This is a genomic window from Micromonospora sp. NPDC005686, assembly GCF_042871665.1.
Taxonomy (GTDB): domain Bacteria; phylum Actinomycetota; class Actinomycetes; order Mycobacteriales; family Micromonosporaceae; genus Micromonospora.
The window spans coordinates 110,700-132,873 of record NZ_JBIAIY010000001.1 but is presented as its reverse complement, the minus strand read 5'-3'; the positions used below and the strand labels follow the sequence as shown (position 1 = coordinate 132,873).

Here is a 22,174-nt window from a genome sequence, read left to right as displayed (position 1 = left end):
CGAACGCCGGCCTCCCGGCCGGGAGGCTTCCCACGCTCGGGTCAGCCCCCGACCCGGCGCAGCAGACCCTCCTGCACGGCGCTGGCGATGTGCCGCCCCTCGACGGTGAACATCCGGCCCGTGGCCAGACCTCGCGCGCCGGAAGCGGACGGACTCCAGCAGTCGTACAGGAACCACTCGTCGGCGCGGAACGACCTGTGGAACCACAGCGCGTGGTCGAGGCTCGCGCCGACCACGCCGCCCGGACCCCACACCTCGCCGTGCACCGACAGCACCGAGTCCAGCAGCGTGAGGTCGGAGGCGTACGTGAGGGCGCACGCGTGCAACAGCGGATCGTCCGGCAGCTTGCCGTCCAGGCGCATCCACACCCGCTGGTGCGGCTCGGCCGGGCGGTCGCCGGGGCGTACCCAGCCGGGCTCGCCGACGTAGCGCACGTCGATCGGGCGCGGGATCATCCCCCAGATGCCGAGCCGCTCCGGGTAGCGGGCGAGCCGGTCGGCCATGGTCGGCACGTCGTCCGGGCCGGGCACGTCCGGCGGCAGCGGGGCGTGGTGGTCCAGCCCTTCGTCCTGCCGCTGGAACGACGCCGACATGAAGAAGATCGGCTTGTCGTGCTGCAGCGCCACCGAGCGGCGCACCGAGAAGGACCGGCCGTCGCGGACGTTCTCCACCTGGTACTCGATCGGCTCGGCCGGGTCGCCGGGGCGCACGAAGTAGCCGTGCAGGGAGTGCACGGCCCGCTCCGCGTCGACGGTGCGGCCGGCCGCCACCAGGGCCTGGCCGGCGACCTGGCCGCCGTAGACCCGCTGCGGGCCGACCTGCGGGCTCATCCCCCGGAAGGTCATCTCCCCGGTACGGGCGAGGTCGAGCACCTCCAGCAGTTGGTCGACCGCCGCCTGCCCGGTCGCCACCGCGCTCATTGGAGAGCTCGGGCCGAGGCCGCGTCGACCAGCGAACCCAACTGGTGCACGCGCAGGGTGTTGGTGGAGCCGGGGGTGCCGGGCGGGCTGCCCGCCACGATCACCACGTAGTCGCCCGGGTTGGCCCGGTTGAGGCCGAGCAGCGCCTGGTCGACCTGGCGGAACATGTCGTCGGTGTGCTGGACGAACGGCATCAGGAACGTCTCCACGCCCCAGGACAGCGCGAGCTGGTTGCGCACCTCCGCCACCGGCGTGAACGCCAGCAGCGGCAGGTCGCAGTGCAGCCGGGCCAGCCGCTTGACGGTGTCACCGGTCTGCGAGAACGCGACCATGGCCTTGGCGCCGATGGCCCGGGCGATCGACGAGGCGGCGACGGTGAGCGCGCCGCCGTGCGTACGCGGATCGTGCTGCAACCGGGGGACGGCGATGGACCCGGCCTCGGTGGTGGTGACGATCTTGGCCATGGTGCTGACGGTGAGCACCGGGTACTTGCCGACGCTCGTCTCGCCGGAGAGCATCACCGCGTCCGCGCCGTCGAGCACCGCGTTCGCCACGTCGGACGCCTCGGCGCGGGTCGGGCGCGAGTTCTCGATCATCGAGTCGAGCATCTGGGTGGCCACGATGACCGGCTTGGCGTTCTCCCGGCACAGCTGCACGGCGCGCTTCTGCACCAGCGGCACCTGGTCCAGCGGCAGTTCGACGCCGAGGTCGCCGCGGGCGACCATGACCCCGTCGAAGGCGAGCACGATCGCCTCCAGGTGGTCGACCGCCTCCGGCTTCTCGACCTTGGCCAGGACCGGGCGGCGCACGCCCTCCTCGTCCATGATCGAGTGGACGAGCTTGATGTCGTCGGGCGAGCGGACGAAGGAGAGCGCGACCAGGTCGACGCCGAGGCCGAGGGCGAAGCGCAGGTCCGCGGCGTCCTTGTCGGACAGGGCCGGGACGCTCACCGCGACGTTCGGCAGCGAGACGCCCTTGTTGTTGGAGACCGGGCCGCCCTCGGTGACCAGGCACCGGATGTCGTTACCGGTGACGTCGCTGACCTCGACCGCGACCCGGCCGTCGTCGATCAGCAGCCGGTCACCCGGCTTCACCTCCTGGGGCAGCTTGCGGTAGGTGCAGGAGACCCGCTCCTTGGTGCCCTCCACCTCGTCCCCGGTGATCACCACCGAGTCGCCGGTGCGCCACTCGTGCGGGCCGTCGACGAACCGGCCGAGACGGATCTTGGGCCCCTGGAGGTCGGCGAGCACGGCGACCGGCCGGCCGGCCGCCTCGGCGGCCTCGCGGACCAGCCGGCAGACCGACTCGTGGTCGGCGTGACTGCCGTGGCTGAAATTGAGCCTCGCCACGTTCATGCCCGCCTCGACGAGTCCGCGGATACGCTCCGGGGACGCGGTGGCGGGGCCGAGAGTACAGACGATCTTCGCGCGGCGTGTCACGCCCATCAGGCTAGTCTCTCCTCCGGGTCGGCCTCCCGGCCGACCCCTTGCGGACTGTGGAACATCTGTCCAACGACGCGCGTCAACCGCGTGGGCGGGCGGTGGGCGTACCCACCGGAACGTCGTGTGGCGGGCATCAGCGACCGCGCGGTGAGAAATCGTACCGCTCCCCGTCACGAGCCGGCCGGGGGCAGGGTGACGCCCGCCGCGCCGGCCGGTGGGCCGGGGGCGGGCAGGGGTACGCGCCAGCGAGCGGCGCCGCGGGCGGGGATGCCGGGACGGGCCTCAGCTCTCCGTCTTGACCAGCGGGAACTCCAGCGAGCCGGCCGGGCACAGGAAGGTGAGCACCTCGACGCGGTAGAGCCCGGCCTGCACCGCCGGGTCGGCCTCCATGACGCCGCGTACGTCGTCCACCGAGCCGGTCCGGGCCAGGCCGAAGCCGATCGGCGGGTCGGGTTCCCGGGCCGGCCCGTCCACCGACCCGTCCACGAGCACGATGCCGCGCCGTTGCAGCGCCCGCATGTGCTGAAGGTGCTCGGCCTGCAACCGCTGCACCGTCTCGTCCGGCAGGGCCCGCCCGGAGGGCCCCGGGTAGAGCACGATGCACTCGTACGTGTCCAGCGCGAAGTCGAGCTGTGGCGTCGCGGCCATGCGCACCTCCTGAGCCCCGTCCCGCCCAGCCTCCCACGGCGGCCGGGTGCGCCGGGGCCGCTCGCCGCAAACCGATCCAGGCTTCGCCGCCACGATTCGGGGAATGTCCAGGGGTCCGGGCGCACGCCGCCCGCGATCGCGCACGAGCACAGGAGGACCACGAAATGGCCACCAGCACCCAGCCCGCCAAGGCGTCGGGCACCTACCGGATCGGTGGCGACCTGCCGGTCGACCGCCTCGGCTACGGGGCGATGCAGCTCACCGGCCCCGGTGTGTGGGGTGACCCGAAGGATCCGGCCGAGGCGGTACGGGTGCTGCGCCGCGCGTACGAGCTGGGCGTCACGTTCATCGACACCGCCGACTCGTACGGGCCGTTCGTCAGCGAGCTGCTGATCCGCGAGGCGCTGCACCCGTACGCCGACGACCTGGTCATCGCGACGAAGGCCGGCCTGACCCGCTCCGGCCCGGACGACTGGCGGCCGGTGGGCCGCCCGGAGTACCTGCGCCAGCAGTGCGAGCTGAGCCTGCGCCACCTGGGCCTGGACTGCATCCCGCTCTACCAGTTGCACCGCATCGACGCGACGGTGCCGCTGGCCGACCAGCTCGGTGAGCTGGCGTTGCTGCGGCAGGAGGGCAAGATCCGGCACATCGGGCTGTCCCAGGTCAGTGTCGAGGAGATCGAGGCGGCCCGGGCGATCGCGCCGATCGTGTCCGTGCAGAACCTCTACAACCTGGCCGACCGCGGCGCGGAGGACGTGCTGGAGCACTGCGAGCGCCACGACCTGGCGTTCATCCCGTGGTTCCCGATCGCCACCGGCAACCTGGCCCGGTCCGGCGGCCCGCTCGACGCGATCTCGACCGCGCACGGCGCCACTCCGGCGCAGCTCGCGCTGGCCTGGCTGCTGCGCCGGTCGCCGGTGATGCTGCCGATTCCGGGCACGTCGTCGGTGGCGCACCTGGAGGAGAACGTGGCGGCGGCCGAGGTGGAGCTGACCGACGACGAGTTCGAGGCGCTGGCCAAGGCGGCCTGAGCGGGTCACCGCGCCTCCCCCGACCGGCCCCTTTCGCGGACTGTGATCGAGCAACTACCGTCAGAAGGATTCTCGCGAGTGGGGGTCCGCTGTGGAGGAGTTCGACTACGTCGTCGTGGGCGCCGGGGCGGCGGGGTGCGTGCTGGCCAACCGGCTCACCGAGGATCCGGGCACCCGGGTGTTGCTGCTGGAGGCGGGCGGCTGGGATCGCAGCCCGTACGTGCGGGTGCCCAAGGCGTTCTCCCGGCTGATGGACGACGAGCGCACCGCCTGGCACTACCCGGCCACCACCGCGCCGGGCCGCCAGGAGATCTGGCAGCGCGGGCGGATGGTCGGCGGCTCGACGTCGGTGAACGGCATGATCTGGAGCCGCGGCGCGGCCCGGGACTGGGACGCCCTCGAACCGCTGGGCTGGGGCTGGTCGACAATGCGGCCGGTGTTCCAGCGGCTGGAGGACCACCCGCTCGGGCCCGCGCCGCACCGGGGCACGGGCGGCCCGGTGCGGCTGTCCATCGCCACCGGCACCGACCCGCTCGCCGAGGAGATGGTGGCCACCGGCGCCGAGCTGGGCTGGCGCCGCGCCGAGGACCTGGACGCCCACGACGACGAGCGGATCGGCTACCCCACCGCCACCATCCACGGCGGACGCCGGGTCAGCGCCGCGGACGCGTTCCTGCACCCGGTCCGGCGCCGGCCCAACCTGACCGTCGAGGCCGGCGCCGTCGTCCTGCGGGTGCTCATCGAGGGCGGCCGGGCCACCGGCGTACGGGTGACGCACGGCGGCCGGGAGGCCGAGTACCGGGCGGCGGGTGAGGTGATCCTCGCCGCCGGCGCCCTCGCCACGCCGCACCTGTTACAGGTCTCCGGCATCGGCCCGGCGGACACGCTGCGCGCCGCCGGGGTGCCGGTGCTGCTCGACCGGCCCCGGGTCGGCGCGGGGCTGCGCGAGCACCGGTCGATGGTGCTCCAGTACCGCCTCGCCGAGCCCGGCGGCCACAACATGACGATCGGCAGCCCGCTCGGCCAGGCCCGGGCGACACTGCGCTGGCTGCTCACCCGGGGCGGCCCGCTCGCCCTGCCGGTGCTGGACGTGGCCGCCCACCTCAAGTCCCGGCCGGATCTGGACCGCCCGGACGCGCACCTGCTGATGGCGCCGTTCTCGGCTGCCCCGCCGCGGCCCGGCAAGGCGCTGGAGCTGGAACGGGAGCCGGGCGTGATGTGCCTGGGCACGGTCACCCGGCCGGACAGCGAGGGCAGCCTGACGATCACCGACGCGGACCCGCGTACGCCGCCGGACATCGTGGCGAACCACCTCGCCACGGAGCACGACCGGCGGGTGGCGGTGGACCTGTTCCGCCGGATGCGGGAGTTCTTCGGCGCCGGGCCGATCGCGAAGCGGATCCGGGCCGAGACGGTGCCCGGAACGGCGACCACCACCGACGCGGAGATCGTCGAGGCGGCGGTGGCGCGCGGCTACTGCGGCTACCACGCGATCGGCACCTGCGCGATGGGCCCCGGCGACGACCACGTGGTCGACACCGAACTGCGGGTACGCGGGGTGGACGGGTTGCGGGTGGTCGACGCGTCGGTGCTGCCGGTGATGGTGGCCGGCTGGACCAGCGCGCCGGTGACCGCGCTGGCCTGGCGGGCCGCCGACGTGATCACGGGACGGGACGCGGACTGAGCGACCGGCCGGACAGGGCCGGACGGGCCGGGCCGCGCGGCGGCGGGGCCGGGCTCAGTTGCCCAGCGCCTGGACCTTCGCGATGGTCTCCTGCACGTGCTGCCGGGCCGGCTCTCCGCCCTGCGCGGCCTGCGCCAGCGCCTGCCGGTAGGAGTCGATGACGCCGATCAGCGGACCCGCGGTGGCCCCCTCCAGCGCGCCCGCCACCAGCGCCCGCGCCTCGGCCGCGTCCTGGGCGGCAGCGGCGGTGCGGGCCTTGGCCTCGTCCAGCTTCTGCGCCGCCGCTGCCAGCCTCGCGATGATCTCCGCAGCGCTCACACGCCCTCCCCCACTCCGCCCGCCCGCCCGCCTCACCCTACCGCCCCACCCCACCCCACCACCCTCGCGATCAAGGGGCGGGCCGGGGTCAGCGGAGGAGGCGGAACAGGAGGAGGTAGAGGCAGAAGAAGGACGGGGAGACCAGGGCGCAGATCACGAAGCCCAGCGGCACGTACCGCCCGGGCGGCGCGTCGCCCTCCAGGGCCGGGCGGCCCCAGCGGGCCAGCACGACCTGACCGGCCACGAAGGACAGCAACGGCACACCCGCACAGGACAACGCCGCCACCAGGTCCAGCCCGGTCACCGGCAGCGACGAACCGATGATCGCGATCAGCATCAGCAGCGAGCCGGCGAGCGCGCAGCCCGCGTACACCACCACCGCCCGGGCCGGCGCGGACCAGGTGGGCAGCAGCACCGGCGTGCGGGCCAGCGTGTCGGCCTGCCGGCCGTACCCGTCGGCCTCCTCGGCGAGCCGCCCCGCCGCCGCCAGCTCCGCCGCCGGGTCACCGGCCCGCGGTGCGGGCACACCCCCCGAGGGGTACGCCCCGACCTCCGGCCGCCCCGGCGCGTCGGCTGCGCCGCCGGTCGCCCCGTCCCCCGGACCGGGGGCGGGATCCGGCGCTCCCCCGGCGGCCACCGCCGCCGGCACCGGCGCCTCCGCCGGCACCGAGGTCATCGGCACGCCGATCGCCTGTCCGAGCCGGTCCAGGTGCTGCCCCTGGACGGCGAGCCGCTGCCCGAGCGAGTCGACGGCAGCCTGGAGGCCACGGCGGCGCTCCGCCTCGGCGGCGATCTCCCGCTCCCCACCCCGCTGCCGGGTGGACAGCTCCCGCAGCAGCGCCGCGTACTCGTCGAATCCACTCATGGGGTGTCGCTCCCACCCGCGAACGGCACTGTCAGCGCGGTGCGGTGCTCGTGCCGGTCGACGAGCAGGGCGCGACCCTCGCGCGGGACGTACGCCAGGTCGTGCACGCCGAGGTGCAGCCCCAGGTCGGCGGCGGGCACGTTCAGCGCCACAAGTCCGGTCACGTCGTCGCGGTGCCCGCTGCCGCCGAGGTCGTCGGCGAGCCGGCGCAGCCCACGCCACCAGCCGAGCACGTGCACACCGCGAGCGGGCCCCTGGCGCAGCACGGCGCGCAGGTCGTCGTATCCGGATCGGAACGTCGCCGGGTCGGAGGCGGCCAGCGTCGTGGCGGCGGCGTCCATTCCGAACACCACCAGGTACGTGCGCCCGGACGCCGGGGCGTTCCCGGCGGCGTCCTCGGCGAACTGGGCGCGCAGCGCGGCGGCGTCGAGGCGCCGGACCGGGTGCCCGGCGGCGGCGAGCGTCATGGCCAGGTCGTCGGCGGCGTCGGTGGTGCCCGGCGCCAGCGGCGCGAACAGGAACCGGGCGGTGCCGGGGGCGTGCTGGCGGGCCAGGGACAGGGCGGCCGACCGGAGCACGTCGGCGCCGATCGCGGCGGTGCCGACCACCGCCAGGTGCCGGCCCGGGCTGGCGTCGAGCGCGAACCCGGCCGGACTGCCGGCCACGTCGACCACCCGGCCGACGAGCGCGTACGGCGGATCGGCGCCGGGCGTCAGCGCCGTCCAGGCGGGGTCGTCGGTGAGCCGGGGCGTCTCGTGTCCCCGGAAGACCGCCGGCGGGCGCGAACCCGCCGGGCGGGCGGCGTGCAGCTCGTGTCGCAGCGCCGCCAGGTCGGCCGAGGCGGCGTGCGCGTCCGGGAACCGCACCTCCACGTCCGCGCCGGGCGCGCCCGCGCCGGTGTTCACCACCGCGACGCCGACGGTGAGCCCGCGTGCGGCGTCGTTGCGCGGGTCCAGCACGGCGTCGCCGCCGGGCAGCGCGATCCGCAGCGGGAACTGCCCGAAGATCGCCTCGGCCCGGCCGTAGAGCGCCTCGATGCCGGTGGTGCTCTGGCTCGCCAGGACCAGGTGCAGGCCGTACGAGCGGCCCTTGCGGGCCAGTTCCTCGATCAGGTCGACGGCCTGCCGGGCCAGCGCGTCGTTGCCGGCGAACAGCACGTGGAACTCGTCGACAACCGTGACGATCCGGGGCGGCCGGGCGTTGGGCGGCAGGTCGGCGAGCCGGCTGACGCCGTGCCGCTTCAGCAGGTCCGCGCGGCGGCCCAGTTCGGCGCGCAGCTCGCGCAGCACCGCCACGCCGTACTCGCGGTCGGACTCGATGCCCACCGCGTCGGCGTGCGGCAGCCACGACGGGTCCCGGTCGGTGGGCACGAACTCGGTGAAGCTGACGCCCTCCTTGAAGTCGAGCAGCATCAGCCGCAGCTCCGCCGGGGAGTAGCGGGCGGCCAGCCCGTAGAGCACGTCGAGCAGCAGCACCGTCTTGCCGGCGCCGGTGCGCCCGCCGATCAGCCAGTGCGGGGTGGCGTCGTCGAACGCCACCGTGAGCGGCCGGCGGCCGGCCCGGCCGAGCACGGTACGCAGCCCGGACGCGGCCGAGTCGGTCCAGCGCTGCGCCGGGAGCAGGTCGGCGAACGCGACGCCGTCCTGGCCGGCCGCCTCGGCGTACCGGCGGGCCAGCGCGGTCACCGTGGCGTGCGACGGGTCGCCGTCGAGCACCACCGGCGCGGCCAGCCCGCTGCCGTCGGTGCTGAACGGGCGGCCGGGCGGGTCTCCGACGAGGGTGTACCGCTCGGTGACGCGAAGCTGGGTGGTGGCGCCCAGCGGCGGCGCGGCGGTCGGCCCGGCCGGTGGGTGGCCGGCGAGCAGCACGCAGACGGCGGCGGCCGGTCCGGCGTGGGTGAGCGCCGCCAGCCGGGCCAGCTCCCGGGGCGGCGGCGCGGACGCGGCGACCACCACCAGCAGCTCGCGGTCCTCCGGCGCGGATCGCTGGGCGGTACGCGCGTGCCGCTCGGCCAGGTCGAGCAGGGCCGTCGTCTCCGCCTCGGTGGTCGCCGCCGCGGCGAGCACCCCGGCGTCCTGCAGCGGGCGCAGCGGCAGGAACGCCGCGCCGAAGGCGGCCTGGTCGATGCCGGCCACCCGGATCGCGCCGGCCGGGGCGGCGGTCAGCAGCCGTACCACCACCGCCCGCAACAGCTCGCCGACGCGCGGGTCACGGGCGTCCACGTCGACCGCCAGGTGCGCGCCCGCCCCCACCGGCACGAGCACCGGGAACGTGCCGTCGACTGTGGTCGCCGCGCCGAGGCGTACCGGCACGGGGTGGGTCGCGACGCGGGCGGTGCCGGGCACCGCGGCGGCCAGCTCACCGCCGAGGCGGGCCAGCCGCGCGACCAGCTCCGGGCTGCCGACGGGCGCCGGGCCGGCGGCGCCCAGCAGCCGCCGGGCCGCCTCCCAGTGCCGCACCGCCCGTCGATGCCGATCGACCGCCTGCCGGTACGCCGCCGCGAGTCTGCCCACCGTCCGCCCTCCGACGTTTGCGATCGAGGGAACCCTAACGGACGCGCGCCACCGCGGCACATGGCGCTCCGCACCGCGGATTCGTCCACTGTTCACCCGGCGGCGGACGCCCGCGCCGCCCGCCGTTCCCCCGGCCCGGCTTGCCTTACCTCAGGCAACCGTGCCTACAGGAAGGCGACGACGTGACCACCTCACCTCTCTCCCGGCGGTCCCTGCTGCGCGGCGGTGCGGCCGGCGGCCTCGGCATCGTGGTGGCCGGCAGTCTGGAGGCCATCGCCGGACCGGCCGCGGCCCGGCCCGCGTGCCGCCCCGCCGTCGGCTACGGCGACCTGGTGCCGGACCCGGCGGGCCTGCTGGCGCTGCCGCCCGGCTTCTCGTACACCATCGTCGCGCAGGCCGGCGCGACGCTGCTGGAGTCCGGGCAGCCCACCCCGAGCGACGCGGACGGCACCGGATGCTTCCGCGGCCCGCACGGCTCGGTGCTGGTGAACAACCACGAGATCGGCGGCGACGAGCCGTACCCGGTGCCGGCGCTGCCCGGCCTCACCTACGACCCGGGCGCCCGCGGCGGCACCACCACCGTCGAGGTGGACCGGCACGGGCGGCGGCTGCGCGAGTACGTCAGCGTGGCCGGCACGCACAACAACTGCGCCGGTGGCATCACCCCGTGGGGCACGTGGCTGACCTGCGAGGAGACCGAGCAGCGGGCCGGTGGGCGATATCTGAAGGACCACGGGTACGTCTTCGAGGTCGACCCGCACGACCGGTCCGCCAACACCGACCCGGTGCCGCTGACGTTCCTCGGCCGGTACTCCCACGAGGCGGTGGCGGTCGACCCGTACACCCACTCGATCTACCTGACCGAGGACGCGAGCGGGCCCAACGGCCTGTACTTCCGGTGGACGCCGCCGCCCGGCTTCCGGGCCGGCAAGGGCGCGCTGCGCGCGCTGGCCCGGCGGCCCGACGGCGGCACCGCCGGGAGCCTCGCCGCGATGCGCTGCCTGCGCGGCGACGCGCACGTGGCCGACCTGTCCGAGGCCACCACGCCCGGCACCCGCTACCGGGTCCAGTGGGTCGAGGTGCCGGACCGCGACGCGCGGACCGTGTCGGTACGCAAGCAGTTCACCGACGCCGAGGTGACCCGCAGCCGCAAGCTGGAGGGCGCCTGGTGGGGCGACGGCGGCGCGTACTTCGTGGCCAGCTACGCCCGCCACGACGACGGCAGCGCGCACGAGCACGACGGGCAGGTGTGGTTCTACGACCCGCGCCGGCAGACCGTGACGTTGAAGACCATCTTCGGGGTGAACACCGACCCGGAGGCCGACAACGGCACCTACGACGGGCCGGACAACATCACCGTGTCGCCGTACGGCGGGGTGATCCTGGCCGAGGACGGCGCGGGCGTGTCGCACCTGGTCGGCGTCACCGAGCAGGGCAGGGCGTACCCGCTGGCGCGCAACGAGTTGAACGACAGCGAGTTCACCGGGCCGACGTTCAGCGCGGACGGGAGGACGTTGTTCGCCAACATCCAGTCGCCGGGGTACGTGTTCGCGATCACCGGACCGTGGGGGCGGCCGGGCAACGGGCACCGCTGAGAAGGCGGCCGGCGGTTCCCGGAGAGGAGCCTCCGGCCCGCCGCCACAACGGCATGTGGACGTGACGGGCCCTCTTCAGCAATCAGATCAACCCGGCAGTCAGGGCTGAGCCCACATCTCCTGCGCTGCTTGACGCGAACGCTCGCGCAGCATCACTCGGCGGCCGAGAGGCCACTGCTGCTCCACCTGAACGCGTTGCTTCCGTGCGCGAGCGCAGCCCTGTGCAGAGACGGCCATCCCCCTCCGGGCCAGTTCGGCATCGACATCCTCAGCCAGCGTCGGTGCTGGTGTCATCGGCGCTCGCTCGCGCCGATGACCTTGGCCAGACTGACGAAGCGCTGCCATGCGGCTGGCTCGAAGGCCAAGGTTCCCCCGGCTCGATCTTTGGTGTCCCGGACCAGTACGACCTCCGCGAGATTGTCGGCGACCTCGACACAGGAGCCGCCGTTGTTGCCGCTCTTCGTGCTCTTGCGCCATCGCGCAGCGGTCATGTCCATGATCCTGCCGCTTCCCCGATCAGGTCTAGTGACTGGGTTCGAGAGAGGGCCTCGCCCCTGATGCGCTCCCACCTACGGCTGAGCGTAGCAACGGCCGCAGGCTCCTTTAGGAGCTGCGCGGACGCCTGACTGTCGACGTGCGCGACATGTTCACCGGTGGGCAGTTCAGCGAGGATGAAGCCACCACCGAGCCCCGGATACATGCCGATGTCCCCCGGCACGACGTGTAGCTGCACACCGGGCAGGGCTGCGCAGCGGAGTAGGTGCTCAAGCTGCTCTCGCATCAGCTCACGGTCGCCGTAGGCCGACTGATGCAGCACGCCCTCGAAGATGACCGCGACGACCAGGGGCGGGCGGTCCCGACGGAGGATCGCCTGTCGTTCGAGCCGCGAGGCGACCAGCTCATCGATCTCCGCCAAGGTCAGCGCCTCACCCGTGAGCGTGGCCCGCGCGTACGCCTCCGTCTGCAACAGTCCGGGCACCCAGGTGTGCTCGAACCAGCGGATCGACACGGCGTCCCGTTCCCAGTCGACCCATTCACGCAACCACGGCGGCTCGCGACGCTTGAGGACATCGGGCCAAAGGTCCCCGACGTCCCGGCCGAGGAGCGCGGCCACCTGCACACGTCGGCGAGGTTGCGGAACTCGTCCCGGAGAGATCCAACGGGCCGCCGTCTTCGGATCCACACCGGTCTGAGCTGCGAGGCTCTCTGCCGTTTCGCCAGCTTCGGTCATCGCCACCTGGAGTGCGTGATTCATCCTTCCTCCCCTACGGACGTCCAGGACACCCCGACACCATACGACAACGCTGTGTATTGGTCCCGTAGCCGTCGGCAAGGTGGGGCACAGGTTGATGCCGCCGATATCCCAAGGGGGAGAACCCATGCCCGACGACAGGCTGAAGGCGAGGCGTGCCGGCGCACCGCCGACCACGCCGACGAACACTCGACCGATCAAGGCGGGCGACCTCCTGCGCCTCGGCCGCGCGGCGAGCGTGCAGTTCTGCCGCCCGATCACGGTGCGCGTCATTCAGGAGATCGCCGAGCGCCACCCGTACGACGGTTGGGCGTGGATCGAGGCGTACGAGTTGAACGGCAAGGGCGTCGCGGTCGCCAAGCGAGAGCTGTTCGTGCGGCTCGCCGGGCTGCGCTGGCTTAATGCCGGTGCCGGGCAGGGGGCGGCCATTGGGCACCGTGTTCGGATCGCCGCCCGGCCACGGGTGCCGGCGTGAGCACCGGCACCCGTCCGCATCTACCGATGCGTCCACTCTGGATCTGCAAGCGCTGCGCTCACCCGTGGCCGTGCGCGGAGGCCCGGCTGGCGCTGCTGGCCGAGTACGCGGGTGACCGCCTCGCCCTGTCGGTCTATCTGTGCGGGCAGCTTTACGACGCAGCTCAGGAGCTGCATCGCCTCAACCCGCACGAGGCACCGAGCCCACAGGCGCTGTTCGCCCGCTTCGTCGGCTGGGCACCGTTGCGCACGCCACCGCTTCCCTGAGGACGGAGCGCTACGCCTCCACGGCTCGATCCTTCGACCTCGACCCGAGCGCGTCAGCGATGGCAGCGAACTCCGCGAGAGCTGCTTGCAGATCGTCGACGATCTCCTGGGCGATCACCTCGGGTGGCAGCAGCGAGTCGGCATCCTCAAGCGAGGCGTCCTTGAGCCAGGTGATGTCGAGGTCGACCTTGTCGCGGGCGATCAACTCGTCGTACGAGAACGCGCGGAAGCGCTCGGTCTCCACCCGCTCGGCGCGGTCCTCGCCGGGCAGATAGCAGTCGACGAAGTCTTGGAGGTGCTCGCGCCGCAGCGGGTTCTGCTTGAGCGTGAAGTGCTGGTTGGTGCGGAAGTCGTACACCCAGAGCTTCTGGGTCCACGGCTCCTCACGGGCACGCTTGCGCTCGAAGAAGAGCACGTTGGCCTTGACACCGCCCGCGTAGAAGATGCCGGTGGGCAGTCGCAGCAGGGTGTGCAGGTCGTACTGCTTGAGCAGCCGGCGGCGGATGGTCTCACCCGCACCGCCCTCGAAGAGCACGTTGTCCGGCAGGACGACGGCGGCGCGACCGTCGATCTCCAGCAGGGAGGCGATGTGCTGGACGAAGTTTAGTTGTTTGTTGGCGGTGGTGGCCCAGAAGTCAGTTCGCTCGATCTCTCGTTCCTCACGGGTGGACCGGCCGTCCTCACCGACAACTCGAATCGAGGAGCTACGACCGAACGGCGGGTTGGCGAGAATCAGGCTCACCCGGCTCGCGGGCTCCTTGCCGAGCGCATCCCGGACGGCGATGAGCGACGGCCCGTTCGGCGTGCCGATGCCGTGCAGCAGCATGTTCATCGCCGCGAGCCGTGCCGTGCCGTCGACCAGCTCGGTACCGGTGATCGCGCCCTGAGCAAGCCGCCGTCGCTGGTCGGGCGTGAGCGCGCTGCCGTGGTGCCGCTGGATGTGCTCGTAGGCGGCGAGCAGGAACCCGCCCGTGCCGCAGGCCGGGTCGGTGATCGTGTCGTCCGGTGTGGGCAACATGCAGTCGACCATGGCGGCGGTCAACGCACGGGGGGTGAAGTACTGGCCCGCGCCGGACTTGGCATCCTCCGCCCCCTTGGCGAGCAGTTCCTCATAGGCGTCGCCCTTGACGTCGACGCCGGTGCCCGACCAGGCCTCCTTGTCGATCAGGTCCACAATCAGCCGCTTGAGCTTCGCCGGATCCTGGATCTTGTTCTGCGCCTTGCGGAAGATCGTGCCGAGCGTGCCGCTCTCCTTGCCCAGCCCGGTCAGGATGTGCCGGTACTGCATCTCCAGCGCGTCGCCTTCGGCATCGAGCAGGGTCTGCCAGCTCAGCTCGTCAGGGACGATCTTCTCGGGCTTCAGCGGTCGGCGGGCCCGTTCGTCGGCCATTTTGAGGAACAGCAGGTAGGTCAACTGCTCGACGTAGTCGATGGTCGAGACGCCGTCGTCACGCAGCACGTCGCAGTAGTTCCACAGCTTCTGCACGAGTCGGCGCGAATCCACAGTGCTCACAGCGGCAGTGCCTCCTGCTGGTAGTCGTCACCGGTCACCCTGGTCGGCGGGGCCACCAGCTCCCGCCGGGCGCGCTCACCTTCCGTACGCTGCTTTGGTCCAGCGATCTTCCGCTCAGCTCGAATCCGCGCAAGAAGCTGCTGCGCTGACTCGTCGTCATCACCTTGGGGCACCAATCGTCCGGCGAACGCCTCCGTAAGCAATGACAAACGGAGCGCTGCCGCACGACGGGCAGCCGAGTCAACAACGGCACGGAGACGTCGGAGCCCGCCGTCTGCCATCTGCCAGCGCAGGAGGATGTCATCCTGGTCGCTCAACTCTGGAACGGGGATTTCCACCTTCGCCATCAGCGCCTGGTTGATCTTAAAAATTCCTGCGGTGGTCCTGGCACTCGCTTCGATCTGTCGTCGCACGTATCGAGAATTCCAGACAAGCGCGAGATACTCTGCCCGAACTTGCGATGGGTCAGTTCTCACTCGAATAAGCGTGTCAGGAAAAGCCACCGGATCTGGATCAGCCGGAACTAAGCCACCTTGACCAACGAGGCGAAGTGAACCATTACCCCGACTAACCAAGAAGTCCCCACCGCGAACAACAAAAGGAGCGGCCGCCGCCGCGTCCCAAGCACCGTGCTTACTCTCATCAAGATCGATCCGGCCGTCCCGCAGAGCTGTCAGACGCAGGACGGGAAACCCTCCAGCCCGAGTCGGCACCGACTTACCATTGATCATTTTGACCAGAAGAAGTGATTCGAGAGTGCGCGGGGATGCCTTACTGGATCTGATCATATGCCCGATGATCGCCGACCGAAGAAGCGGTAGGCGACGCATGGGTGAGGCAACCCGACGCTCAGCTTCAGCAAGCCGAGACAACTTCTCCTCAAGGGCCGCGACGATACGGCGCTGCTCATCTCTGGGTGGAATGGGCAACGGGGTCGCCAACAGAGCCTTTTGCGAAATGTTTCGCATTGAATCCTGCTGCCCGCTGGCTTGCATCGAGATTTGATGTCGCACGAACGGCGACGATAACGCATACAGGAGCCAGGTCCTGTCAATCCCCGCCGCCGGCACTAGGCGCAGACTCTTGTCACTCAAGAGCAATCCTGGTCGACAGGGTCCGACAAGGACCGGCGCACCCACGTACTGCTCTGTATTGGCTCGGCTTACCAGGACATCTCCGGGCCGGATCTCGAAGCGAGAGTCTACTGCCGCACCTTCGGGGACAGCCTTATTCTCCGTTGCGCGAAATTCACCCCAGGTCATTGCGCTGACCTTGATGACTCCCCATTCGCCATCCTCAGCGGGGCGAGGCAGACAGGTGAACGACTTGCCTGCCTCCACTCTACTGACCACGTCACCCAGGGTTCCCCATACCCATGATTCTGGAACGACGAATGGAACCGTCACGCGGACAACTCCTGGTTCAGTTCCGTCAGCAACGGTTCGGCGCGCTCCCCGAATGCGCCCGCGTACCCGTCGATGCCGCCGCGCTCGGTGAACGGCGCGCCCTCCAGGTCGTCCGCGGTGATTTCCACGCTGACCGCTATCACGTCCTTGATCCTCTCCAGCCACCACGCCTGATCGGCAGTGAACGTAGCGCCCGCCTGCTCCTGTCGCAGCAGCCACCCACGGAAGCGCTCCTCGACCAGGCTCCGGTACGGGCGCAGCTCCTGGTCCAGCCCCAACTCATACCGCACGAGGCTGACAAGATCGGTGATGCCCCGGTTGCCGGGGGCCTCGGCGGTACGCCCGAGCAGCACGTACGACTTCCACAGCGACTCGGGCGTCCACGCCTGCGGCGGCCGGGCGATCCGCGCGGCCAGTTCCTTGAGCTGTTCGTAGCCCACCCGGCCCCGGCCCTCGTAGAAGACCTGCAACGCGGTGATCTCGTCGCGGTGCTCCTCCAGGTAGTCGTGCCAGCTCTTCACGGTGACCTGTGCGCGCTCCTCGGCCGGCACGCCCTGCGCCGAGATCAGCCGGTCGGCGTTCACCTCGTCGATGGTGATGTCGTGCGCCCGGCGGATCTCCAGGATGCGTTCCCGCAGCGGCGGGTTCGCGGCGAGTGGGCGCAGCGCGCCGGCCAGCAGGTCCCGTACCGCGGCCGGGCCGGCCTGGGTGGCGGGGTTGAGCTGTTCCGGCGCTACCGCGTCGGTAAGGCCGCGCACGACGTCCTTGAGCGGCTGACCGGCGAGGTCGGCCAGCTCGGCGCGTTCGTCGTCGGTGAGCTGCTGGTTGAGCCGGGACAGCCGCGAGGCGAGCGTGGCCACCTCGTCGGCGTCGGCGGTCAGGGTGCCGGCCTTGCGGAGCAGGTCGCGCAGCGAGATCTGGCGTTCGGTGTGGCGTTGCAGCGGGACCGCCTCGTCCAGGTCGGCCTCGGTGACACCGACCGCGTCGACGATGACGAAGCGGTCCTTGACCTCGGCGTCGGGCGTGACGGCCTGGAAGTCGGCGGCGTCGATGGTCCGGGCGCCGCGTCCCTTCATCTGCTCGAAGTAGGTGGAGCTGCGCACCGGGCGCAGGAAGAAGACGCACTCCAGGGGCCGTACGTCCGTGCCGGTGGCGATCATGTCCACGGTCACCGCGATCCGCAGCTCAGGGCTGTTGCGGAACGCCTGGATCAGCGTGTCCGGGTTGTCGCCCTCGCGCCGTGAGGCGTACGTGATCTTCTTGACGAAGTCGTTGCCCCGGTTGAAGACGAGCCGGACCATCTGCACGATTTCCTCGGCGTGGTTGTCGTCCCGCGCGAAGATCAGCGTCTTGGGCACTGTCGACCGTCCCGGGAATATCTCCTCGAAGAGCTTCTCGCGGAACGTCTCCAGCACCAGTTTGAGCTGCCCCTTCGAGATCACCGACCGGCCCACCTGGCTGCCGCCGTACGTGAAGTCGTCCTCCAGCTCCTGGTAGCGCTCGGCGCGGGTGCGCCGGTCCCGCAGCGGCACGACGGTGCCGGCCTCGATGTCCGCGCCACGCTCGGTGATCTCCGTCTTGATCCGGTAGACGTCGAAGTCGACGTTGACCCCGTCGGCGACGGCCTGCTCGTAGGTGTACTCGGACACCAGGTTCTGCTGGAAGAAGCCGAGCGTCTGCTTGACCGGCGTGGCGGTCAGCCCGACCACGAACGCGTCGAAGTATTCGATGACCGCCCGCCACTTGCCGTAGATCGAGCGGTGGCACTCGTCCACCACGATCAGGTCGAACGTCTCCGGCGGGAGCTGCGGGTTGTAGGCCACCTCGGCCGGCTCGTCCAGGTCGTAACTGTCGTAGTCGCGGTCGTCCAGGTCGACGTCGGGCAGCTCGACGCCGCGCAGGGCGCCGTAGAGGCGCTGGATGGTGGAGATGACCACTGCGGACGAGTCGAGCATGCCGGCGCCGGAGAGCCGGTCGACGTTGTAGAGGTCGGTGAACTTCCGCCCGTCGTCGGGGGCCTGGTAGCCGGCGTACTCGCGCAGCGTCTGCTTGCCGAGGTTGTTGCGGTCGACCAGAAAGAGGATCCGGGCGGCGCGGGCGTGCTTGAGCAGCCGGTAGCTGGCGGTCACCGCGGTGAAGGTCTTGCCCGCACCGGTCGCCATCTGGATCAGCGAACGCGGCCGGTCCTCGGCGAGCGACCGCTCCAGCCCGGCGACGGCGTCGACCTGCGCCGGCCGCAGGCCGAGCCGGTCCAGCGCCGGCATTCGCCGCAGCCGGGACCGCAGCGTCGGCGCGGCCCGGTCGTCGTCCGCCTCCCGCATCCACCGCGCGAACGTGGCCGGCTGGTGGAAGGCGAAGACCTCCCGGGTACGCGGGAAGGGGTCCAGCCGGTTGACGAAGGCGGTCTCCGTGCCGGTGGCGACGTACCCGAACGGCAGTGGCTCGTCCCGTCGCCACGCGCTGAGTTTCTGGGCCGGGGTGAGCCCACTCAGGTAACGGTCGAGCTGCGCCTCCACTCCGCGCGGGGCGGTGCCCTCCCGCTTCGCCTCGATCACTCCGACAAGTCGCTGGTCCACGTAGAGCAGGTAGTCGGCTCGCCCGGTGGCGAGCGTCACCTCGCGGACGGCGACGCCGGTTGCCGCGAACAGGTTGATCTCGTTCTCGTCCTGGACCACCCACCCGGCGGCGCGCAACTGCCTGTCGATCTCGGCCCGGGTCTGCACCTCGTTGAGTGGTTCGTGGGAGGCGCGGCGGGCACGGGCGATGAACTCCTCCCGCCGGGCGGCGGAGACCCGCGCCGGCTTGCGCTGCTCGGCGGCCCGCTGCGCCTCGTGCGCCGCCGGCTCCAGGCTCGCCACCAGGGCGGCGGCCTCGCCCTGACGCGCGCTCGCCGCCCGTACCGCCTGTTCCGCCGCCGCCTGCGCGTCGGCCTTGGCCTGTACCAGCGACAGCTTGCCGTCGAGCAACAGCTTGGTCTGCGCCAGCTCGTTCTTGTAGCGCTCAAGCTCGGCCGCGAGCGCGTCGGCGACGCTCTGGGGCACCTGCTGAGGGGGCGGCGTGGGCGGTACGAAGCCGATCGGTGAGCGGTCGCCGGTCAGGGCGCGGTGGAACCAGACGCCCAACTCGAAGCAGGTCCGCAGCAGTTCCAGCGCGGCGCGCACCTCACCCAGATGATCGTGTACGGCGCGGTTGCCCTGGTCACGCAGCCGATCGAACGCGCGGTAGATCTCCGGGACGAGCGTGCCGTTGGCCTGAAGGGCCTGCACGCGGTGGAAGAACTTGTCACCTTGTGGCCGGGCGTCGGTGCGGCGCACCAGATCCTTCGCCAGCTCGTCGCCGAAGGCGCGGATCTTGAACATCGCCGCCTGCGCGTCGACGTAGACGAGCAGCTCGGCGCCGGCGCCGTACCAGACCAGGAGTGGATGATCCTTGAGGAAGCCGAAGTTGGCGGACTGCTCTGCCAGCCGTCGTACCTGTCGCTGATCCACAGCTCTCCACGCGCGTCGCCGGGGAATGAACACGTCAGGATAGGAACGATCGATGCTTCACGCAGCACAGTCGAACGCCGGAATCAGGTATCCGACAGAATCTCAGGTCCACAGCGCCGGGAACAGCGGAGCCCTCGGCCGACTCACTCACGCCGGCCGAGGGCTCCGCTGTGCCGGATCAGCCGATCGCGGCGGTCAGCGCGGCCAGGTAGCCGTAGCGGTAGCCGTCGGCGTTCGGGTGGTACGCCTCGATGACGCCGCTGACGTCGCGGATCCACGGCTGGGCGGCGCACACGCCGTGCCCGGCGAAGAACGGCCGCGCGTCGACGAAGGTGCCCCCGGCCGCGGCCACCCGGCCGGCGATGACGCCGTTGAGCGTGTCGGCGGCCTGGTTGAGGATGGTGCGCTTGTAGCTGCTCATGGCGAGCAGGCCGCAGGAGCCGGTCTCGAACAGCCGCGGGTAGCCGAGCACCACCAGCCGGGCGTTCGGGGCCCGGTTGCGGATCGCGGTGTACGTGGCGTCGAGCCGGGCCGGCAGCGTGGCGGTGGTGAACGCCCTGGACTCGTTGACGGCGCTCTCGCAGCTGGAGGTGCTGCCGAAACGGCAACTGGTCATCACGTCGGCGAAGCCGGCGTCGTTGCCGCCGATGGTGATGGTGACCAGCGTGGTGCTGCTGCTGAGCTGGCCGACCTGGTTGTTCAGCACGTCGGCGGTCACCGCGCCGCCGCAGGCCGGGAACTTGAAGCTGGTGACCGAGTGGGCAGCGGCCCAGAGCGGGGCGTACGACTTCTGGCTGCGCAGGCAGGTGGACAGGTCGTACGGCGCGGCGCCGACGCCGGAGGAGTAGGAGTCGCCGAGGGCGACGTAGTTGACGGTGGCCGCGCGGGCGGCGCCAGGCAGGAGCACGGCGCCGAGCACGGCCGCCAGGACGGCGGCGAGCGCGGTGTGGACGCGACGGGACATGGCAGAACCTCCACGGGGCAGGGGTGGTGGAGCCCGTTGACCGCGCGCGTGGCCGAGGGATCGGTGCTGTTACTGGGCGGTAATGCTATCGAAACATTTGCCAAAATTGAATAGCAAAGATCAGCCGAACGGGAGCGATATGTTCACATCTGTCGATTAGGTTGGCGGTGACGACACCCGACGGAGGGAGTCCCACCGTGCGACGCGCACTCACCGCGGCCATCGCCGCCCTGACCCTCACCGCGGCCGGCACCACAGTGACCGGCGCACCCGGTCAGGCCGCACCCACCGGCTGGGGCCGGCCGCAGGTCGCGGCGGCCACTCCGACGCCCGGCAGCCCCGGCCTGGGCGACAGCTACTTCCCCGACTACGGCAACGGCGGCTACGACGTCGGCCACTACGACATCCGGCTGCGCTACGAGCCGGCCACCGACCGGCTCAGCGGCACCACCACGATCCTCGCCACCGCCACGAAGGACCTGTCCCGGTTCAACCTGGACTTCGCGCTCGACGTCGAGTCGGTACGGGTGAACGGGTGGGTCGCCGGCTTCGCCCGGGCCGGCGACCACGAGCTGGTGATCACCCCGGCCCGGCCGCTGACCACCGGCCAGCAGCTCACCGTCGTGGTGAAGTACGCCGGCGTGCCGTCGCAGACCACCGTCTACGGCTACACCGGCTGGACCCGTACCGCCGACGGGGCGCTCGCCGTCAACGAGCCCGAGTCGGCCTGGTGGTGGTACCCGAGCAACGACCACCCGAAGGACAAGGCCACCTGGGACGTCTCCGTCTCGGTGCCGACCGGCGTCGAGGTGGTCAGCAACGGCGTGCAGCCGCGCGACCCGCTGCCCGAGGCCGGCAACCGCACCCGGTGGAGCTGGCGCAGCGTCAAGCCCGGTGCCACGTACCAGGCGTTCCTGGCCATCGGCCAGTACGACATCGTCACCGACATCGCGCCGAACGGGCAGCCGGTGGTGAACGCGTACAGCACCACGCTCGGCGAGCGCCTGCCGGCCGCCCGGGCCAGCATCGAGCGCACCGCCGAGATCGTCGACTGGGAGAGCGGGCTGTTCGGCCCGTACCCGTTCGAGGCGCAGGGCGGCGTGGCCGGGCCGATCGACGGCATCGGCTTCGCGTTGGAGACGCAGACCCGCCCGGTGTACGGCCCCGGCTTCTGGCGGCGCGGCGCCAACCCGTACGTGGTGGTGCACGAGAACGCCCACCAGTGGTTCGGTGACTCGGTGTCGGTGGCGGACTGGCGGCACATCTGGCTCAACGAGGGCTTCGCCTCGTACGCCGAGTGGCTCTGGTCCGAGGAGCAGGGCGAGGGCACCGCGCAGGAGCTGTTCGACTTCACCTACGACAGCTACCCGGCCGATTCCGCGTTCTGGCAGGTGCTCCCCGGCGACCCGGGGGCCGCGCGGGTGTTCGACGACGCGGTCTACGACCGGGGCGCGATGGCGCTGCACCAGATCCGGCTCGCCGTCGGCGACGCCGCGTTCTTCCGTATCCTGCGCACCTGGACCGCCGACCGGCAGTACGGCAACGGCACCGTCACGCAGTTCCAGGCGCTCGCCGAGCAGATCTCCGGACGCGACCTCGACGCGGTGTTCACCACCTGGCTGTTCACGCCCGGCCGGCCCGTCGTGGCCGCCGCCGCGCGGAGCGGCGCCGCACCGGCGCAGCCGGCCTCCTGGACGAAGATCCGCGCGGCGCACGACCTGCTCGACCGCTGAGCGAGGCCGCCGCGCGGGCGGCGGATGTTAAGAAGGGCCCCCTCCTCTACCCGAGGCGTTA

Annotated in this window: 18 protein-coding genes; 6 read left to right on the top strand and 12 right to left on the bottom strand. The window is 71.7% G+C overall.

The annotated features are described in order from the left end of the window. Positions 1-41 precede the first annotated feature (41 nt). The 3 genes from ACFYON_RS00610 to ACFYON_RS00600 all read right to left on the bottom strand — a co-directional run bounded on the left by ACFYON_RS00610 (position 42) and on the right by ACFYON_RS00600 (position 3,010). Positions 42-920 (bottom strand): acyl-CoA thioesterase II, encoded by an 879-nt coding sequence (locus ACFYON_RS00610; RefSeq protein ID WP_354872798.1) that lies wholly within the window; start codon positions 918-920, stop codon positions 42-44. Next, positions 917-2,365, bottom strand: coding sequence for a pyruvate kinase (gene pyk / locus ACFYON_RS00605; protein WP_354872800.1), 1,449 nt, complete (start codon positions 2,363-2,365; stop codon positions 917-919). The genes ACFYON_RS00610 and pyk overlap by 4 nt, the downstream gene beginning before the upstream one ends. A gap of 279 nt (positions 2,366-2,644) precedes the next feature. Then, positions 2,645-3,010, bottom strand: coding sequence for a YciI family protein (locus ACFYON_RS00600; protein ID WP_354872802.1), 366 nt, complete (start codon positions 3,008-3,010; stop codon positions 2,645-2,647). Between the two features lie 164 nt (positions 3,011-3,174). Here ACFYON_RS00600 and ACFYON_RS00595 point away from each other — a divergent pair, with 164 nt between their 5' ends. Together ACFYON_RS00595 and ACFYON_RS00590 are read left to right on the top strand one after the other, a co-directional pair. Continuing rightward, positions 3,175-4,041, top strand: coding sequence for an aldo/keto reductase (locus ACFYON_RS00595; RefSeq protein WP_354872805.1), 867 nt, complete (start codon positions 3,175-3,177; stop codon positions 4,039-4,041). 91 nt (positions 4,042-4,132) lie between these two features. After that, entirely contained in the window at positions 4,133-5,725 is a 1,593-nt protein-coding gene (locus ACFYON_RS00590) for a GMC family oxidoreductase N-terminal domain-containing protein (RefSeq protein WP_355095671.1), read from the top strand. Between the two features lie 54 nt (positions 5,726-5,779). Here ACFYON_RS00590 and ACFYON_RS00585 read toward each other — a convergent pair whose 3' ends face one another. The 3 genes from ACFYON_RS00585 to ACFYON_RS00575 all read right to left on the bottom strand — a co-directional run bounded on the left by ACFYON_RS00585 (position 5,780) and on the right by ACFYON_RS00575 (position 9,421). Next, positions 5,780-6,043 (bottom strand): DUF6244 family protein, encoded by a 264-nt coding sequence (locus tag ACFYON_RS00585; protein WP_013287536.1) that lies wholly within the window; start codon positions 6,041-6,043, stop codon positions 5,780-5,782. 88 nt (positions 6,044-6,131) lie between these two features. Beyond that, positions 6,132-6,908: a hypothetical protein gene (locus tag ACFYON_RS00580; protein ID WP_354872812.1), complete on the bottom strand. Its 777-nt coding sequence runs from the start codon at positions 6,906-6,908 to the stop codon at positions 6,132-6,134. Then, positions 6,905-9,421, bottom strand: coding sequence for an FtsK/SpoIIIE domain-containing protein (locus tag ACFYON_RS00575; RefSeq protein ID WP_387320425.1), 2,517 nt, complete (start codon positions 9,419-9,421; stop codon positions 6,905-6,907). The genes ACFYON_RS00580 and ACFYON_RS00575 overlap by 4 nt, the downstream gene beginning before the upstream one ends. 182 nt (positions 9,422-9,603) lie before the next feature. Here ACFYON_RS00575 and ACFYON_RS00570 point away from each other — a divergent pair, with 182 nt between their 5' ends. Continuing rightward, on the top strand, positions 9,604-11,016 hold the full coding sequence (locus tag ACFYON_RS00570; RefSeq protein WP_354872815.1) for an alkaline phosphatase PhoX: 1,413 nt from the start codon (positions 9,604-9,606) through the stop codon (positions 11,014-11,016). A 290-nt stretch (positions 11,017-11,306) separates the two neighbouring features. On the opposite strand, the gene ACFYON_RS00565 is transcribed toward ACFYON_RS00570, so the two are convergent. Then, positions 11,307-11,507, bottom strand: a complete 201-nt coding sequence (locus ACFYON_RS00565) for a DUF397 domain-containing protein (protein ID WP_355015107.1) — start codon at positions 11,505-11,507, stop codon at positions 11,307-11,309. Next, a complete protein-coding gene (locus tag ACFYON_RS00560; RefSeq protein WP_355015108.1) occupies positions 11,504-12,271 on the bottom strand; it encodes a DUF5753 domain-containing protein in 768 nt (255 codons plus the stop codon). The genes ACFYON_RS00565 and ACFYON_RS00560 overlap by 4 nt, the downstream gene beginning before the upstream one ends. A gap of 124 nt (positions 12,272-12,395) precedes the next feature. On the opposite strand from ACFYON_RS00560, the gene ACFYON_RS00555 reads away from it, so the two are divergent. Continuing rightward, positions 12,396-12,743 (top strand): hypothetical protein, encoded by a 348-nt coding sequence (locus ACFYON_RS00555; protein ID WP_355015109.1) that lies wholly within the window; start codon positions 12,396-12,398, stop codon positions 12,741-12,743. Positions 12,744-12,769: 26 nt separating this feature from the next. Further along, positions 12,770-13,009: a hypothetical protein gene (locus ACFYON_RS00550; protein WP_355015116.1), complete on the top strand. Its 240-nt coding sequence runs from the start codon at positions 12,770-12,772 to the stop codon at positions 13,007-13,009. Positions 13,010-13,019: 10 nt separating this feature from the next. Here the strand turns inward: ACFYON_RS00550 and ACFYON_RS00545 are convergent, their stop codons facing one another. The 4 genes from ACFYON_RS00545 to ACFYON_RS00530 form a co-directional block, all read right to left on the bottom strand. Next, positions 13,020-14,522 carry an N-6 DNA methylase gene (locus tag ACFYON_RS00545; protein WP_387320423.1) on the bottom strand — a complete coding sequence of 501 codons (1,503 nt, stop codon included), beginning with the start codon at positions 14,520-14,522 and terminating at the stop codon, positions 13,020-13,022. Continuing rightward, positions 14,519-15,928, bottom strand: a complete 1,410-nt coding sequence (locus ACFYON_RS00540; protein ID WP_387320421.1) for a hypothetical protein — start codon at positions 15,926-15,928, stop codon at positions 14,519-14,521. The genes ACFYON_RS00545 and ACFYON_RS00540 overlap by 4 nt, the downstream gene beginning before the upstream one ends. Continuing rightward, positions 15,925-19,416, bottom strand: a complete 3,492-nt coding sequence (locus ACFYON_RS00535; RefSeq protein WP_387320419.1) for a DEAD/DEAH box helicase family protein — start codon at positions 19,414-19,416, stop codon at positions 15,925-15,927. The genes ACFYON_RS00540 and ACFYON_RS00535 overlap by 4 nt, the downstream gene beginning before the upstream one ends. A gap of 178 nt (positions 19,417-19,594) precedes the next feature. Next, positions 19,595-20,380 carry an SGNH/GDSL hydrolase family protein gene (locus ACFYON_RS00530; protein ID WP_354870276.1) on the bottom strand — a complete coding sequence of 262 codons (786 nt, stop codon included), beginning with the start codon at positions 20,378-20,380 and terminating at the stop codon, positions 19,595-19,597. 197 nt (positions 20,381-20,577) lie between these two features. Between ACFYON_RS00530 and ACFYON_RS00525 the strand changes: the two genes are divergently transcribed. Further along, on the top strand, positions 20,578-22,113 hold the full coding sequence (locus ACFYON_RS00525) for a M1 family metallopeptidase (protein WP_387320417.1): 1,536 nt from the start codon (positions 20,578-20,580) through the stop codon (positions 22,111-22,113). The last annotated feature ends 61 nt before the right edge of the window (positions 22,114-22,174 follow it).

Coding starts and splice junctions, on each gene's coding strand:
- ACFYON_RS00610 (WP_354872798.1), bottom strand. CDS start 920: ATGAGCGCGGTGGCGACCGGGCAGGCGGCGGTCGACCAACTGCTGGAG.
- pyk (WP_354872800.1), bottom strand. CDS start 2,365: ATGGGCGTGACACGCCGCGCGAAGATCGTCTGTACTCTCGGCCCCGCC.
- ACFYON_RS00600 (WP_354872802.1), bottom strand. CDS start 3,010: ATGGCCGCGACGCCACAGCTCGACTTCGCGCTGGACACGTACGAGTGC.
- ACFYON_RS00595 (WP_354872805.1), top strand. CDS start 3,175: ATGGCCACCAGCACCCAGCCCGCCAAGGCGTCGGGCACCTACCGGATC.
- ACFYON_RS00580 (WP_354872812.1), bottom strand. CDS start 6,908: ATGAGTGGATTCGACGAGTACGCGGCGCTGCTGCGGGAGCTGTCCACC.
- ACFYON_RS00565 (WP_355015107.1), bottom strand. CDS start 11,507: ATGACCGCTGCGCGATGGCGCAAGAGCACGAAGAGCGGCAACAACGGC.
- ACFYON_RS00560 (WP_355015108.1), bottom strand. CDS start 12,271: ATGAATCACGCACTCCAGGTGGCGATGACCGAAGCTGGCGAAACGGCA.
- ACFYON_RS00555 (WP_355015109.1), top strand. CDS start 12,396: ATGCCCGACGACAGGCTGAAGGCGAGGCGTGCCGGCGCACCGCCGACC.
- ACFYON_RS00550 (WP_355015116.1), top strand. CDS start 12,770: ATGCGTCCACTCTGGATCTGCAAGCGCTGCGCTCACCCGTGGCCGTGC.
- ACFYON_RS00530 (WP_354870276.1), bottom strand. CDS start 20,380: ATGTCCCGTCGCGTCCACACCGCGCTCGCCGCCGTCCTGGCGGCCGTG.